Below are 15,860 nucleotides of genomic sequence, written 5' to 3'. Positions count from 1 at the left end.
GATTGGGCGGTTGATACAGAGCAAAACAGGGGTCGTTGGGACGAGCTAATGAAAAAGATTACCGTGGGTTTGCTGTTCGGCGGCAAGTCCGGAGAACATGAAGTCTCGTTGCGGTCAGCGGCCTCGATTTTGTCGGCCATCGATCGGGCCAAGTACGACGTCATCCCCATTGGAATCACCAAAAAGGGGTACTGGCGCGCCGATCCGGGATTTCTGGAGGGGGAGTTCACCAAGATCCTGCAGCAGGGAGCCCCCGTTCTCCTGCCTGCCGAGCCGACCCCTTCGGGACAGTTGATTCAAGTTGATACTCCCGGCTCCCAGGCAGGCCGGCGGACTTCGATCGACGTGGTTTTTCCGGTGCTACACGGTCCCTTCGGAGAAGACGGCACCATCCAGGGCCTGCTTGAGCTGGCCAATGTCCCCTACGTCGGCGCCGGTGTGCTGGGTTCCGCCGTGGCCATGGACAAGGACGTGATGAAGCGCCTGTTTCAGCAAGGGGGATTGCCTACGGCTCCCTTCCTGGCCTTCCAATGGGACCACTGGATGAATCGGGAGCGGGAGCTGGAACAGGAAGTGGCTGTCAAGCTGGGTTATCCCTGCTTCGTAAAACCGGCCAACCTGGGATCGTCCATCGGGATCAGCAAAGCGGGAGGGGCGGAGGAGCTCTCGAAAGCTCTGGCTCTGGCGGGAGAGTATGACAGGAAGGTCATCGTGGAAAAGGCTCTGGACGCACGCGAGATCGAGTGCTCGGTGCTGGGGAACAGCGATCCGCAAGCATCCCTCCCGGGTGAAATCGTCCCCCGTTCGGGATTCTATGACTACCAGGCCAAATATCTGGACGATAGCGCGGAACTGGTTGTTCCCGCAAAGCTCCGGCCGGACCAGGTGGAAGAGATCCGGGAAATGGCGCTGAGGTCCTTCCAGGTGCTCGAGTGCCGGGGAATGGCCAGAGTCGATTTCTTCCTGGAAAAATCCACGGAAGACATCTATGTCAATGAAATCAATACGATACCGGGATTCACATCGATCAGCATGTACCCCAAGCTGTGGCAGGCCAGCGGACTGCCCTACTCTGAGCTGATTGACCGACTAATCCAGTTGGCTCTGGAACGCCATCGTCGACGGCAGTCCAGACGGATTGACGGCGATTGAGCCTGGGCCGCCGAGGACTAGCCCTGAATTCAGGGGAACCCCCGCTTGACCCGTTTCTTGATTTTTCTGGCCAGTTTCTCGAGTTCCTCAGCCTTCTTGAAGATTCCTATCGAGTAGGTATGGGGACTGGAATTCTGAACCATTTCCTTAAGCTGCGCGGATCCCTCCGCCAGCTTCTCCGAGTCGCTTTTCAGCTTCTGAAAGGCATCCCGCACCCTCCGCGAATTCATCTTGGCTCTTTGATCGGCGGAAAGCCCCGATCGGCCCGCGGAGTTGGTAGCGGTGGAAAAACTCGGGGAGATCGTGGGTACGGTCTGACCCTGGTGAGAATGGCAAAGGACCAACAGAAACACGCTTCCAAGAAAGGCCAACCCAAGCTGTGCTTTCATGAACCGGCTCCTTTTCTTCGGGTGACGACTCCGTGGAGTAAACTGTATCGTGACTGTCTTGTCAATTCGGACTTGTTTCCTGCCGGGCAGTCGTCCCAATCCGCATTCCGATCGAAATCCGATGCTCCGATGAGGGTCCCGTGAAAGAGGTTTTGCTCAAGATCCAAGGCTGGTTTCTGGCACTGACCGAACCTCTGGGAGGGTGGGGGCTTTTTCTGATCGCCCTGGTCGACTCCTCGTTCCTCTCGCTTCCGGAAGTAAACGACATCCTGATTATCACCCGGTCGATCCAGTCCCCCGACCAGATGTTCTTCTTCTGTTCCATGACCACGATCGGCTCCGTTCTGGGCTGCATGATCCTCTATCTTGTCGGACGCAAGGGCGGCGAGGCCCTGGCTCGCAAGAAATTCGCGCCCCGCCGGCTGGAACAAATTGGCGGCTGGTATCGCCGCTACGGCATTCTGGCCGTGATCGTTCCTTCAATCCTGCCTCCGCCCACGCCCTTCAAGATCTTTGTCCTGAGCGCCAGCATCTTCAAGGTCAGCCCCGCCAAGTTCCTTCTGGCCATCACCCTGGGTCGGGGATTTCGCTATTTTCTGCAAGGATACCTGGCCGTCAGATACGGGCAGCAGGCTCTCTACTACATGAGACATCACTATCCCACCATAGCCTGGGTGATCCTGGCCTTGTTGGTTTCGGGGGGCCTCATTCTTCTGCTGGCTCGCCGGTTTCGACGCGCTCAAATCAGTTGACCTCATTCCACCTGATTTGGTAACATAATCGTATTAAAGACGTTAGGAGCCTTTTGTAAAATTCGACAGGTAGAAAGTTTTCGGGGGGTAGCCCCGCGCTGCACAACGAATTTCGCAAACGGCTCGACGTTAGGTAACCCATTGTCTTTTTCCCGCCTCTCCCTGATCGTCCTCGCCGTCGCCAGCATTTCTTTCTCCTCATCCGGTTGCAGTCCGGTTCGCAGGAGCCAGACGGCCCGGGTTCCTACCCCTCAGGCTCCCCTGCCGGCCATGACGGCCACCAGGGCGGAGTTGATTGAGAGGGCCCTCCAGGCATCGAAATCGATTCAAACCTTGAAACTCGAGGTTTCCTACCGGCTAACCGGCCGCAACCCCGAGACGGGCGAGGTCAAGGAGTGGCGTGAATCCGATGGATTCATTCTCCTGAGAAAGCCTGCCGACATTCGGGTCAGGGTTCAGGTGTTTCAGGTCACGGCCATCGACATGGTGTCGGATGGAAAGGAATTCTCGATCGACGTCCCTCGCAAGAACACCTTCATCCGAGGACTCAACCGACAGGTCATCCCCCCACGCAAGGACGTTCCCGTCAACGTTCGGCCCCAACACATCTTCGACGCACTGGCTGTCCAGGTGCTCGAGGGTGCCGACCCGTCCTTGATTGCCCTGGAGGAAGACCAGCAGGACGGAAGGAAGTTCTACCTTCTGTACTGCCACCAGTGGTCCTCCGACGGAAGTCTGGCCTTGAAAAGAAAGATCTGGTTCGATCGGCTCGACCTCAACATCGTGAGACTGCAAGCATACGCCCCGAGAGGCCGGTTGGAATCCGAGATCCACTACAGCGATTTCCGCACTGTGGACGGACATGTCTATCCGGGACAGGTTCGCCTAGAGAGGCCTCAGGAAGACTACCGGATGGAGATTCGGGCTCAGGAGATCCAGGTCAACCCCCACCTGCCCGCTGCCGCCTTCGTGCTCAGGAAATCACCAGTCCGCCAGGTCGTCGACTTGACCCGCGACCCTCTGCCGGAAACAGCGAACTGAGGGATCTGCCGAGTGAGCTCCCAACTGATTCTGTCCAACGTCGTCTCCCGCCCGATGCGTTCGCTGGCTACCGCCCTGGCGGTCGGGGTGGAGGTCGCATTGATTCTGCTGCTCGTCGGCTTGTCCACGGGCATGATCCGGGAAAACAGCAAACGCATGTCTGGAGTGGGAGCCGACATCGTCCTGCAACCGCCCAACTCCTCTCTGGTACTGGCTGCCAGCACCGGAGCCATGTCGGTCAAGATTGCCGACCTGGTTTCCGGGATCGAGGGGGTGAAGGCTGTGGCGCCCGTATATCTCCAACTCAACACCAGCGGCGGACTGGGGCTCGTCTGGGGCATTGACCAGGAGAGCTTCAACGGGATCACACAGGGGTTCATCTATCGGGAAGGCACGGGCTTTCAGGGACCCGACGACGTCATTATCGACGACATTTACGCCGATGCAAGGGAGCTCCGGCTGGGGGAGGAAATCACGCTGATGAATCGCTCCTTTCGCATTGCCGGCATTGTCGAGCACGGAAAGGGATCCCGAGTCTTCATTCCCATTGGAACCATGCAGCGACTGGTGGGCACACCCGGACAAGCCACCATGATGATGATCAAGTGTCATGACAAGTCCGATATTCCCGGGGTCAAGGCCGAGCTGGAAGGCCGTTTGAAGTCCTACCCCATATTTGACATGAGCAGCTTCGCCGCCCACCTCGAGGAAGCCAACCGGGACTTTGGACCCATAAAATTTTTCACCCGCACGGTGGTGTTCATTGCCACGCTGATCGGGTTTTTCATTATCTTCCTTTCCATGTACACGGCCACCACCGAACGCACCCACGAGATCGGCATTCTGAAGTCACTGGGAGCCCCCCAGGGCTACATCTCGCTTCTCTTCCTGAAGGAAGCCCTGGTGCTGGGGGGGCTGGGCTTCGTGCTGGGACTGGGTCTGACCTTCGGCGGCCGGTTCTTTTTCCAGTTGTTGATGCCGACCCTCCAACATCAGCTTCCCCCGGAATGGCTCCTTTACACCGGGGTGCTGGCGCTGTTCAGCGCCAGTTTGGGAGCCCTCTATCCGGCCCTGAGGGCTGCCAGGCAGGATCCTATCGAGGCCTTGGCCTATGAGTAGGCGGATAGTGAGGTCCTGCCTCGGATCCGATGAGTCTCAGGTTCGCAACCGCAACCCCGGGAGACCTCCTGCCCCGCCCGTACAGAGAGATCTCCGCTTCGATATTTTTCCGTGCCGGCTTCAGAACTGACAGTCCCTAAGCTATAATGCCGTTGCACTTAGAGGCCTTTTCCGATGAAGACCATCCTGGAATCAATAGCACTTACCAAGATATTCAAGACCGGCCGGATTGAGGTCACCGCTGTCAGGGAGGTCTCACTCAAGGTGCCGGAGGGAGAATTTATCGCCATCATGGGTCCTTCAGGATGCGGCAAGTCCACATTGCTGCATCTATTGGGCGGGTTGGCCACACCCACCTCCGGCAGGGTCCTGGTGGACGGAGAGGAAATCTCCTCGGGAAAGGACGCCGTTCGCACGGACATCCGCCGTCGCAAGATCGGTTTCGTATTTCAGCGATTCAATCTGCTTCCCACCCTGAGCGCCCAGGGAAACCTGGAAATTGCTCAGGAGATTCATCGGAACGGCAGTCGAGACCGGCAACATGTGGATGAGATCCTGAACCTGCTGGGCCTGGAAAAGAAAACTCACCACAAGCCCTCCGAGCTCTCGGGCGGGGAGCAGCAACGATTGGCCATTGCCCGGGCCGTCATCAACAGACCCGCTATCCTTCTGGCCGATGAACCGACCGGGAACCTGGACACCCGGAACTCGATGGTGGTGCTGAAGATGATTCAGGAACTGAACCGGGCCCTGAGTCAAACCATCCTCATGATCACTCATAATCCGGAGGCCGCCGGCATCGCCAACCGTTTGATCGAGATGAGGGACGGGAGGATCGTTTCTCAGCAGCAGGAAGGCGAATGGAACGCTGCCGAAGATCGCATGTCTCTCTAGCCCGCATTTCTCACCAGGGGCATGATCATGGCGCAGGAATTTCCCCTTCAGCGCGTGCTCGCGACCGAAGAGCGTAGCGGTTTCTACGGTCGAGGGAGCATGTGCGCGCTGAAGGGAAAAGGACAAGCCAGGGCATGCCCAGCGGCGTCTGTGATGCGCAAGCCCTTGACATGGTGCCAATCAAGGTGCTGAATAATCTACTTCTTGTAATGCCTCCAGCGGCCTGGTGAGAAATGCGGGCTGGCGTCAAGCGATCTTCGCAGCCAGATTCGGTGGCGACCGGCCGGCTCGGTGCAATACGTCAGGGCGGGGTCTAATGGGACGCTTCCTCGAAGGACTGGGTTCTGTTGTATTGTGGTCCTACAACCGCGGCACCTTCCCTTACGACGTCATGTGCGCCGCAATTCTGCTCTTCGTATTCCTCACACCCGGCAGTGTATTTCACGACCAACCCGCCCCAACCCCGACTCCCGCGGCGCCAGTGGGACCGCAGGACATCTCCTATACCCGGTTTGAGCAGGGCAAGTGGGTATTCTTCGTCAGCGCTCGCCTGATCCCGGCCGGCCAGAATGAGACCCGTCTGATGCACACCGCCCGGACCCAAATCGAGAAAATATTGAATCAACCGTTTGTGGTCGCCGACATCAAACCTGTCGTGAGCGGCAATGGAGAGACGGTCGGACATTCCGTTTGGGTGAGCACAACCGAACCCAACCCCGAATAGTCGGTTCAGTCCAAAGAGTCTGAGACCCACCGCCCCGATATGCCCCACGACTGTGTTATATCCTCGGTTGGTCTCACCCGGTGGAATCACCGGATCAGGAGATGCTATGAGAGGTAAGACCCGGTACCGGACCCGCATGGCACAGGCGCTTGCAATCCTGATGGCGGTCGGGTCTGCAGGTGCGGTAGAGGGACTGGCACAAAGCAAGCTGTCGGCCGAGGCCAGGCGAGTGCTGGATCGCATGGATGCCAGGGCCAAGACCTTGAATAGCTTGACTGCCGATCTGAAACAGACCAAGGTGACCATAGTGGTTGAGGACGTGGCTGAGAAAGCCGGCAAGCTTTTTTACAAGAAGAGCCGCCGGAAAAGCGCCTTCAAGATTGAATATCAGGAGCCGGTTCCCAGCATCATACTTCTGGAAAAAGGGAAAGTAAGCATTCTGGAGCCCCGAATCAAACGCTACCAGGAAGTTGACACCGGCAATGGCTCGGCAACGGCCAAGTTGCCCCTGTTCTGGATCGGCCGCTCCGGCCGAAGCATCCGCAGGGACAACGACGTCCGCCATCTCAAGACGGAACCGGTCGACAGCCGGGCGGCCTCTCTGCTGGAACTCAACCCCAGATCCACCGCTACCCAGGGCATGTTCCCTCGGATCCAGCTGTGGGTGGACCACAAGTATTGGATCCCCATCCAGACACGAATCTTCGAGGCCAGCGGCGACTACCACACCATCCTGCTGTCCAACGTCGAAATCAATCCCGGCCTTCAGGACCGGATCTTCAAGCTGAAGGTCCCCCCGGATTTCGAAAGGATGGAACAGAAACTGCCCCCATCGCGTTGACTTGTATTGCACAGCGGGGGTTCTCAGGCAGGAATTGCAAGGAGCGCAGGGCGGAGATTGGAGAGAAGTCGGGCGGCCGGCTGTTCGCCGCCTGCATCCTGACAGCAGGGTCAGGTCGTCAACAATCCGCTCAGCACGTAGGGCAGGATGCCCTGGTGGCGGTAATATTCGACTTCCACCGGTGTATCGATGCGCACCGTAACCGGGACCGTTTCGGTCTGGCCGCCGGGCCGGTGCACCACCAGATGGACCTGTTGCCGGGGTTGGATCTCGGACTCGATTCCAACCAGGTCGAAGACTTCGCTGCCATCCAGGCGGAGTGAATCGGCGCCGGTTCCCTCCTGGAATTGGCAGGGCAGCACTCCCATCCCCACCAGGTTGCTGCGATGGATGCGCTCGAAGCTCCGGGCGACCACGGCCCGGACCCCCAGCAGCCGGGTCCCCTTGGCCGCCCAGTCGCGGGAACTGCCGGTTCCATACTCCTGACCGGCCAGTACGATGAGGGGAGTGCCCTGCTCCCGGTAGCGCAGCGCCGCCTCGTAGATGGTCATTCGGCTTCCGTCCGGCTGGTAGCGGGTAAAACCTCCCTCGATTCCCGGCACCATCAGGTTCTTGATGCGCACGTTGGCAAAGGTGCCGCGAGTCATGACCCGGTCATTGCCCCGGCGCGAGCCATAGCTGTTGAAATCCCTGGCGGCAACCCCACGCTCCACCAGGTAGGCGCCGGCCGGAGACGCCTGTGCAATGGCCCCCGCCGGACTGATATGGTCGGTAGTCACCGAGTCCCCAAGTATTGCCAGGGGACGGGCGCCCTTGATATCCCCCACCTCCCCGGCTCCGGGGGAGAAGTCTTCAAAAAAGGGCGGTTCCTGGATGTAGGTCGAATCGGAATCCCACTCGAAAAGGTCTCCCCGGCTGGCGGGGATCTCCTGCCACCCGCCGTTGGAACCGGTGGAGTCCCCGTACATCCGGCGAAAGGTCTCGGGGTCGAAGGCCGCCGACATCAGATCGCTCACCTCCTGAAGGCTGGGCCAGATGTCCTTGAGGTAGACCTCCTCCCCGTCGCTGCCCCGTCCGATGGGTTCGGAGGACAGATCGATATCGATGCGCCCGGCCAGCCCAAAGGCAACCACCAAGGGGGGACTCATCAGGAAATTGGCCTTGATGTTGGGGTGGACCCTGGCTTCGAAGTTACGGTTGCCGCTCAGGACGCTGGCGGCAACCAGATCGTTGCCGGTCACCACCCGTTCGATATCCGGATCTAGAGGACCGGAATTGCCGATGCAGGTGGTGCACCCGTAGCCGACCAGGTTGAAGCCGAGCCGATCCAGGTAGGGCTGCAATCCGGTGTTTTCCAGGTAGCTGGAGACCACTCGAGAGCCTGGAGCCAGGGATCTCTTGACGGTGGGGCCTATGCTCAGGCCCTTCTCCACGGCATTCCTGGCCAGCAGCCCGGCAGCCAGCATCACTCCCGGATTGGAGGTATTCGTGCAGGAGGTGATGGCCGCGATTAACACGTCGCCATGGCCCACAACCGAGGCGCCGGATGGAGTTCCCAGCGGGTAACGCTTTTTCAATGCAGAGGGTTCCTGCTCAAATCCTCCCTCACTGAGAGGCCGGCTCAGCAGTTCCCGGAACTTCGGTTTGAGCTGGTCGAGCTCAAGCCGGTCCTGGGGACGCCTGGGACCGGCTACCGAGGGCCGGATCTCCCCCAGGTCCACTTCCAGGACCCGGGTGTAGTCACAGTCTCTCTGGCGCGGAATACCGAAGAGGCCCTGGGCCTTGTAGTAGTTGCGAAATGCCTCCACCTGTTGGCCACTCCTCCCGGTTGCCAGGAGATAGCTGCAGGTCTCCTCGTCTACCGGGAAGAAACCGATGGTTGCCCCATACTCGGGAGCCATGTTGGCGATGGTGGCCCGGTCGGTTACCGGCAGGGAGGTCGCTCCCTCGCCGAAATATTCCACGAACTTTCCCACCACTTTGGCTTTCCGCAGCATCTCGGTGCACTTCAGAACCAGGTCGGTGGCCGTCACCCCCTCGCGGAGACTCCCGGTCAGGTGAACCCCGACCACGTCGGGAGTCAATATGTAAACGGGTTGCCCCAGCATTCCTGCTTCGGCCTCGATGCCCCCGACCCCCCAGCCCAGGATCCCCAATCCATTGATCATGGTGGTGTGGGAATCTGTGCCCACCAGGGTATCCGGGTAGTAGATCCCTTCTTTTTCCACAACCCCCTGGGCCAGGTATTCCAGGTTGACCTGATGCACGATTCCCACCCCGGGCGGTATGACTCTGAACTGGTCGAAGGCCTGCATTCCCCACTTCAGGAACTGATAGCGGGCCCGGTTGCGCCGGAATTCCATCTCCATGTTCAGTTGCAGCGCCTGGGGGCTTCCCGAGTAATCCACCTGTATGGAATGGTCCACCACCAGGTCCACCGGGACCAGGGGTTCGACCCGTTTCGGCTGTCCGCCCATTCGGGCCACCGCGGATCTCATGGCGGCAAGATCGACCAGCAGGGGGACGCCGGTGAAGTCCTGGAGCACGATGCGGGCCACCACAAACGGGATTTCCCGCGTGCGAGTCCCGGTGGCCTTCCAGTTGGCCAGGGCATGAATATCCTGCTCCGTGATCCTGTTGCCGTCAAAATTGCGGAGCAGGGATTCCAGAACGATTCGGAGACTGACCGGCAGCCGGGAGATGGAGCCGATTCCCCGCCGTTCCAATTGAGGCAGCGAATAGAAACGCCCCGTTCGGCCATTTCCCGGGCCGAATTCCTGAAAGGAGTTGTAGAGATTGTGGCTCACGGTACCCCGCCCCAATAGCTTACCCTGGTCCGCAACTGCAGCCGCGAGAATATGCGCTGGTCCGCCGACCTGTCAAGAGGCGCAGGGGGCGTCCAATCGGGGCTTCGGCTCAGTCCAGGCTCTCGACCTCGACCTGATCGCTGGGACCGATTCCGGGATTCAGGCGGTAGTCGCGAAACAGACTGGTCTCCCTGCGGTGGGTGCCTTTGAAGAGAAGGCTCCGCCGGTAGGTTACGGTGGTAAAGGTAGGGAGCCAGAGGCCGTTGCCGATATCGGCCTGCTCCAGGGTGATGGTGGCGCCTTTCTCGAGACTGCCGAACAGGCCTCCCACGAATCGGACATCCTCGCCGAGCCTCCCCGTCAACCGAATCGGCTGGTGGGACTCCCTCGTGACCCAGAGCTTCCCGCTCAGACTTCTCAGAAAGGCGGAACGGAAGGAGGGTGGCTCGAAGCCCGCTCGCGGCTCAAAGTCCAGCACCAGGGTCTCCCACCCATTCACGTGTTCCCTGCCTGTCACAGCAAAACGAAAAGCCGCCAACAGGTTGCGAAAGATTTCGGTCTGCATTTGCCTGTCACGTTCCCGCTGGGTTCTGGCGATTGTGGCCTTCCGTTTTTGGGGAGAGAGCCGCTCGGCATCGGAGATGGACCGCTGGATGGCGTTGTCCTGGGCTCGAAGATACTGCCGGTCGTAACGAGCGCCATTGATGGAAATCAGCTTGGAGAAGGACTCCAACTCGGTGTGAATCCAGTGATAGATTCTGGTAACCGACTTCTCGATGTTTCCGCTGGAGTCGTAGCGGTCCTCGACTGCCTTTTCCTCGTACAAATAGCGGTAGCGGGCTCGATCGTTCTTCATCTGGTTCTCGATCACTTGCTTCAAAATCGCATCCAGTCGCGCAGGTGTCGGGGTCTCATCCGCTCTCCCGTCGCCCCCCTTTCCGCAGACCGGAACCAGAAGGATCCAAATTAGCAATTTCCGGACCATGGTGGCATTATAACGCCGCAACCGCGGCGCCTCGCCGATTCCCGCTTCGGTGAAGCCGTCGGACCGTGGAAGAACACGGGACGGCGGCGGAAATTCCCAAGTCCCGCCGAGGGCAGCGCTTTGAACGGTGAGAACCGCTCCCGTCCTTGAAGCGGGGGAGAACGACCGTGGAGACACTGCTTGTCTCAGCCATCTTGTTGTTGGCCCTGGTCCTTTTCGTAACCGAGCTGGTCCCGATAGACCTGACGGCTCTGCTGGTGGTGGGGTCACTGATACTGACCGGGGTGCTGACCCCCGCCGAGGGATTCTCGGGCTTCAGCCACCCGGCGCCGGTCACGGTGGCGGCCATGATGGTCCTGAGCGCCGGCCTTCTCCGAACCGGGGCGGTGGCGAAACTGGGACAGAAAGTCTCGGCGCTGGGCGGATCCTCCGAGTTCAGCCAATTGGCGGTGATCTTCCCGGTGGTCGCCCTGCTTTCCGCCTTCATCAGCAACACGGCGGCGGTGGCCATGTTTATCCCCCTGGTCCTGAATATTGCCAGGGAAAAGAAGCTGAGCCCCTCCAAAATGCTGCTTCCGCTCTCCTACGCGGCCATCCTGGGCGGCGCCTGCACCTACATTGGCACCTCGACCAACATCATCGTCGGCACCATCTACGCTTCCGGGGCCAGTCCTCCGCTCCAGATGTTCGAGTTCACCGGTCTGGGGCTGGTCCTGTTGGGCCTGGGAGCCGTCTACATGCTCGCCATCGGACAGAGGAATCTCCCCTACCGGCCCACCGAAGCCAGTCTCACCGAGGGTTACCGGCTACGCGAATACCTGACGGAGCTGGTGATTCGGGCGGATTCCCCGCTGCTGGACAAGACCCTGCGAGAGACCGATTTCAGCCAACTGCTGGACATCGAGGTCCTGGAAATCCAGCGCGGCCAGGAGAAGCTCCGCTTGTTCCTTCAGGACATCCGGCTCAGCGGAGGCGACATTCTGATCGTGAAAGGGAACCTGGAGAATATCCTCAAGATTCGCGATACCGAAGGGGTCGACATCCTGGCTGAGGTCAAGCTGAGCGACCGCGACCTGAAATCGGAAGACATCACCCTGGCCGAGGCCGTCATTTCACCCGACTCTTTCCTGATCGGGCGGACGCTGAAGGAAGCCAACTTCCGGCAGCGCTACCAGGCCACGGCGCTGGCGATCCGAAGACACGGAAGCCAGATCCGGGACAAGCTGGGGCGGGTACGCTTGCGTGTGGGAGACATGCTGCTGGTCCAGGTGCACAAGGCAATTCTGGGCAACTTGAGGCAGGACTCCGATTTCATGCTGATCCTGGAGGAATCTCAAGGTTCCGATTTCCGCTTCAGCAAGCTGCCCCTCGCGGTCCTGATCTTTCTGGGAGTGATTGCCGCCGCGGCCTCCCAGAAACTGGACATCGTGGTGGCGGCCCTCACGGGCGCCCTGCTGATGGTCTTTACCCGGTGCCTGACTCTCCGGCAGGCCTACCTGGCCGTGGACTGGCGCATTGTCATCCTGATCGGGGGAACCCTTGCCCTGGGAACGGCCATGGAAAAAACCGGGACGGCCAACCTCATTGCCGACAGCCTGGTGGGGTGGTCCGGCGCCCTGGGACCGGTGGCGCTGATCGCCGTGCTCTACCTGTTGACCATGGGGATGACCGAGATCATGTCCAACAACGCCACCGCGGCTTTGTTGACCCCTATCGCCATCTCCATTGCCCATCAGGGCGGTTGGGATCCCCGGCCCTTTGCCTTTTGCGTGGCCTTTGCCGCCTCTTGCAGTTTCCTGACGCCCATCGGCTATCAGACCAACACCATGGTGTACGGCCCCGGGGGATACCGGTTCACCGATTACTTCAAGGTGGGAGCATGGCTGAGCCTCATCAGCTGGATCGCGGCCACCCTGTTGATCCCCCGCATCTGGCCCTTCAATTAACCCGATTGCATTGGAGGGACCCGCCCCGCCGGATTGCACGGCAGCGATAGGGAGCCAACATTGACCATTCGAACCCTGTCAATTCCCGCCCTCCTGTGCCTCGCACTCTTGGCCATGATCATTCAACCCACCGCACGGGCCGAGCCCATCAAGGTCATCCTGGACTCCGATCTGGGCTCCGACGTCGACGACGCCTTTGCCCTGGCGCTGCTGCTGGCCAGTCCGGAATTCGAGATCTTGGGGATCACTCTGGGACACGGCCAAACCCAAGAGAGAGGCCGGCTGGCTTGTCGTCTCCTTTACGAAACCGGGCGCGAGGAGATCCCGGTTGCCCTAGGCAGATCGACCTCTCTGGTGGTGGGTCACCCGGAAATCACAGGGCCCGATCCCAGGCAGTTTTCCTGGGCGGAGGGTTTTTCAGCGCTCGAACCGATCGATACACCGGCTGCCGACTTCATTGCCGACCAACTGCGCCGACATCCAGGGCAGATCACCCTGATATCCGTCGGTCCCGTATCCAACCTGGCTGACCTGCTTCAAAAAGACCCTGAGGTGCTACAACTGGCCAAGCAGGTCTACTCCATGTTCGGTTCCTTCTACCTGGGATACGGCAGCAGCCCCGTTCCTTCGGCCGAGTGGAACGTGCGGGCCGATATCCCCTCGGCCCGCAGCCTGTCGTCCTCAACGTCCCCGATCACCTACGCCGGCCTGGACGTCACCGCTTTCGTCGAGTTGAAGGCCGAGCAACGTCACGCCCTCTGGTCCCACCGTTCCCCCCTGACCGACGCGCTTCAGGCCCTCTACCGCCTATGGGGGCGGGAAACACCCATCCTCTTCGACCCCGTTCCCATCGGCATGGTTCTGTGGCCGGAGCTGTTTCGCACCCGCGCCGCCCACGTCCGCACCACCGCCGAGGGATTCACGGTCATCGACGAAAGCCGTCCCCCCAACAGCCGAGTGGCCATGTCGATTCAAACCGACGAGTTCCTGAAGCGTCTGGTCGACCGCCTGCTGCAGCAAGACCTGAAGCGGGGGCGTTGAGGAGAAGGCAGGCCTCAGAACGAAATCGCGACACAGGTCGCCACGATTCGACTCGTTGAGTTGCCAGGGGTATCCCCAATCTCGTTGAATCGACGGGTGTTGGTTCCGCTCAGCCTGCGAGCCGCTAGAAATTTAGTCTGAGCGACAACTGGAACTGCCTCGGATCGAATGCCGCCGTGAAGGAGAAGGGCTCGGTGACCGGTCCCCGGCGGCCCACCAGCCGGGAGGGAAGCTCATCGATGCTCACGTCGCCGACCGTGCTGTTGATGTGCTTGAAGTTGGTGCGGTTGAACAGATTGAAGGCCTCGGCGATCAGCCCCAGTGTCCAGGTCTCGGTCAGCGGAATCTCCCGGTTCAGCCGGAGATCGAAAGAGAAGAAGTCGGGCCCCATGCCGACGTTGCGGCCTACGCCCCAGGGACGGTGGGTGTCGTTGTGGCGGTCGCCCACGTTGTCGAAGCCCGAGTTGAGATTGAAGGGAGCACCCGAGCGGGCGCTGGCAATGGCCGAGACCGTGAAGTCCCGGATGAGGGCGTGACCCAATCCGCCCCCGGAGCCCGATCTCCAGGGGAGATCCACCACGGTGTAGGCTACGAAGTTGTGTTTCCGGTGGAAGGAAGACAAGGCCCACTCGGCCTTGGCGTCCCACTGCAAGTGCGGCTGGAACGAGGAGTTGTAGTCGGTGTTCTCGTCCATGGTCTTGCTCCAGGTGTAGTGGGCCGAGAGGGTGAATCCGTCGAAGAAGCGTTTCCGGAACTGGGCCATAAAGGCGTGGTAGGAGGAATTGGCCCAACTGCCGTAGATGTTGTTCTGCAGCACCAGCGGATTGTGAAAGCCCACGATGGGGCGTCCCAGCTCGTTGGTTCCCGCCTGGTAGACGTTGGTGTCCAGGGGGCGGATGATGTGCACCCCCCGGTTGAAGTTGTATCCCAGCGAGACGGTGTAGCCGTCGGCCACCTCGCGCTGGATCTCGAGGCTGGCCTGCTGGGAATAGGGATTGACGGTGTCGTCGGCCACATCGAACTGCACCCGCAGGGGAAGCCCCGGTCCCGGATCGATCCCGTGGATGGCCAGGTCCTGAGGCGTGATGGTCCGAGTCCCCAGGATGCCCCGCTGCAGGGCGGTTTGGTAGATCTCTGCCGAGGTGAGCAGATCGCCGGTCAGCGCGCTGTTGATACCGGATAAACCGGTCAGCGGGATGAATATCTGGAAGATATCACCCGCCTCTCCCAGCAGGTCCCGGATGTAGGTGATCTGGCTTTCGATCCTGGCGTAGTAAATGCCGAAGCCCCCGCGTACCACCATCCTTGGATCGGGGCTCCAGGCGAAACCCAACCTGGGCGCCAAGTTGTTCTTGTCGGTCGGGAACCGCGTCTTAACCTCGAACTCGTGACGGCCGCCCAGCGTCAGTTGCAGATTGGGTCTCAGGCGCCAGGAGGCTTCGGCGAAGAAGTTGAAATAGTTCTTCCATCCGATCCAGTAGGGCTCGCCGAAGCCTTGCTGGTAAATGAGCGGCAGCCCCAGGGCATAGGCCTGCAGGGACGAGATCGGTTCGTCCACCGCGGCTGCAAGCTGGGGCTGTCCGAACGCCGTCAGAGCGCCCTGCAGGAGCTGCGCCCCCCCTCCGCCGATGGCGTTATCGACTATAAGGGACAGAGGCACAGCCTCGCCGAACTGAAAGCGCCCTCCGAAAAAGGTTTCCGACCTGATGCTGAAACGCGAGCCCCCGACGTCGACCCCGAACTTGTAGGTATGCGGGCCGGAAGTTCGAGTGAAATTCTGCCGCACCTGGCCGGCCCGTTCCACGACGCGGGTCGGCATGATCAGGTCTCTTCCGAACAGGCCGAATCCGTTGATGTCGATCGACGGGCCATAGGGGTCGGTCGGATACACGCCGGAGTCGTGATAGTTGACTCCCACCAGGGTTTCGCTGGCCAGCTCCGGACTGATCAGCAGCGTATTGCCCAGTGCCACCCCGAAATCGTTGATGTGGATGTTCCGGCCGCGGCTGTAGGAGACCAGCGATCCGAACTGCGTATTCTCGCTGTCCTGGCTGGTCCAGTTGACCCGGCTGAACAGCGTGTGTCCATCCCCCACCGTGTGGTCCACACGCCCCAGGAACTGCTGGCGTTCCTCCCCGAACGGAAACACCCCGCTGTTTTGCTCGAACA

Annotated in this window: 13 protein-coding genes; 9 read left to right on the top strand and 4 right to left on the bottom strand. The window is 60.3% G+C overall.

Features of this window, described 5'->3' with window-relative positions:
* Positions 1-48 precede the first annotated feature (48 nt).
* Positions 49-1,152 carry a D-alanine--D-alanine ligase gene (locus tag OXI69_06065; GenBank protein MDE2665697.1) on the top strand — a complete coding sequence of 368 codons (1,104 nt, stop codon included), beginning with the start codon at positions 49-51 and terminating at the stop codon, positions 1,150-1,152.
* A gap of 29 nt (positions 1,153-1,181) precedes the next feature.
* On the opposite strand, the gene OXI69_06060 is transcribed toward OXI69_06065, so the two are convergent.
* Positions 1,182-1,541: a hypothetical protein gene (locus OXI69_06060; protein ID MDE2665696.1), complete on the bottom strand. Its 360-nt coding sequence runs from the start codon at positions 1,539-1,541 to the stop codon at positions 1,182-1,184.
* A gap of 140 nt (positions 1,542-1,681) precedes the next feature.
* Here OXI69_06060 and OXI69_06055 point away from each other — a divergent pair, with 140 nt between their 5' ends.
* The 6 genes from OXI69_06055 to OXI69_06030 all read left to right on the top strand — a co-directional run bounded on the left by OXI69_06055 (position 1,682) and on the right by OXI69_06030 (position 6,912).
* Positions 1,682-2,293: a VTT domain-containing protein gene (locus tag OXI69_06055; protein MDE2665695.1), complete on the top strand. Its 612-nt coding sequence runs from the start codon at positions 1,682-1,684 to the stop codon at positions 2,291-2,293.
* A gap of 141 nt (positions 2,294-2,434) precedes the next feature.
* Positions 2,435-3,334 (top strand): outer membrane lipoprotein-sorting protein, encoded by a 900-nt coding sequence (locus OXI69_06050; GenBank protein ID MDE2665694.1) that lies wholly within the window; start codon positions 2,435-2,437, stop codon positions 3,332-3,334.
* A 12-nt stretch (positions 3,335-3,346) separates the two neighbouring features.
* Positions 3,347-4,453 (top strand): ABC transporter permease, encoded by a 1,107-nt coding sequence (locus OXI69_06045; protein ID MDE2665693.1) that lies wholly within the window; start codon positions 3,347-3,349, stop codon positions 4,451-4,453.
* A 174-nt stretch (positions 4,454-4,627) separates the two neighbouring features.
* Positions 4,628-5,347, top strand: a complete 720-nt coding sequence (locus tag OXI69_06040) for an ABC transporter ATP-binding protein (protein ID MDE2665692.1) — start codon at positions 4,628-4,630, stop codon at positions 5,345-5,347.
* Positions 5,348-5,663: 316 nt separating this feature from the next.
* Positions 5,664-6,071 (top strand): hypothetical protein, encoded by a 408-nt coding sequence (locus OXI69_06035; GenBank protein MDE2665691.1) that lies wholly within the window; start codon positions 5,664-5,666, stop codon positions 6,069-6,071.
* A 106-nt stretch (positions 6,072-6,177) separates the two neighbouring features.
* Entirely contained in the window at positions 6,178-6,912 is a 735-nt protein-coding gene (locus tag OXI69_06030; GenBank protein ID MDE2665690.1) for an outer-membrane lipoprotein carrier protein LolA, read from the top strand.
* Positions 6,913-7,022: 110 nt separating this feature from the next.
* Here the strand turns inward: OXI69_06030 and acnA are convergent, their stop codons facing one another.
* Positions 7,023-9,719, bottom strand: a complete 2,697-nt coding sequence (acnA, locus tag OXI69_06025) for an aconitate hydratase AcnA (protein ID MDE2665689.1) — start codon at positions 9,717-9,719, stop codon at positions 7,023-7,025.
* A gap of 109 nt (positions 9,720-9,828) precedes the next feature.
* A complete protein-coding gene (locus tag OXI69_06020; protein ID MDE2665688.1) occupies positions 9,829-10,575 on the bottom strand; it encodes a hypothetical protein in 747 nt (248 codons plus the stop codon).
* Positions 10,576-10,871: 296 nt separating this feature from the next.
* On the opposite strand from OXI69_06020, the gene OXI69_06015 reads away from it, so the two are divergent.
* The gene (locus tag OXI69_06015; GenBank protein ID MDE2665687.1) at positions 10,872-12,650 is read left to right on the top strand and encodes an SLC13 family permease; all 1,779 of its coding nucleotides are present in this window, start codon (positions 10,872-10,874) and stop codon (positions 12,648-12,650) included.
* A 60-nt stretch (positions 12,651-12,710) separates the two neighbouring features.
* Entirely contained in the window at positions 12,711-13,691 is a 981-nt protein-coding gene (locus OXI69_06010; protein ID MDE2665686.1) for a nucleoside hydrolase, read from the top strand.
* 124 nt (positions 13,692-13,815) lie between these two features.
* Here the strand turns inward: OXI69_06010 and OXI69_06005 are convergent.
* The coding region (locus OXI69_06005; GenBank protein MDE2665685.1) for a TonB-dependent receptor at positions 13,816-15,860 on the bottom strand (2,045 nt) is incomplete at its 5' end.

The organism is Acidobacteriota bacterium, assembly GCA_028875575.1.
Classification (GTDB): Bacteria; Acidobacteriota; Terriglobia; order Versatilivoradales; family Versatilivoraceae; genus Versatilivorator.
Note: the sequence above shows the minus strand (reverse complement) of the source record. Positions and strands in the feature narration are given on the sequence as shown.

What these genes read in the sequence shown, in the direction of transcription:
- OXI69_06065 (MDE2665697.1), top strand. Translation starts at nt 49, where the DNA reads ATGAAAAAGATTACCGTGGGTTTGCTGTTCGGCGGCAAGTCCGGAGAA.
- OXI69_06060 (MDE2665696.1), bottom strand. Translation starts at nt 1,541, where the DNA reads ATGAAAGCACAGCTTGGGTTGGCCTTTCTTGGAAGCGTGTTTCTGTTG.
- OXI69_06040 (MDE2665692.1), top strand. Translation starts at nt 4,628, where the DNA reads ATGAAGACCATCCTGGAATCAATAGCACTTACCAAGATATTCAAGACC.
- OXI69_06035 (MDE2665691.1), top strand. Translation starts at nt 5,664, where the DNA reads ATGGGACGCTTCCTCGAAGGACTGGGTTCTGTTGTATTGTGGTCCTAC.
- OXI69_06030 (MDE2665690.1), top strand. Translation starts at nt 6,178, where the DNA reads ATGAGAGGTAAGACCCGGTACCGGACCCGCATGGCACAGGCGCTTGCA.
- OXI69_06020 (MDE2665688.1), bottom strand. Translation starts at nt 10,575, where the DNA reads ATGAAGAACGATCGAGCCCGCTACCGCTATTTGTACGAGGAAAAGGCA.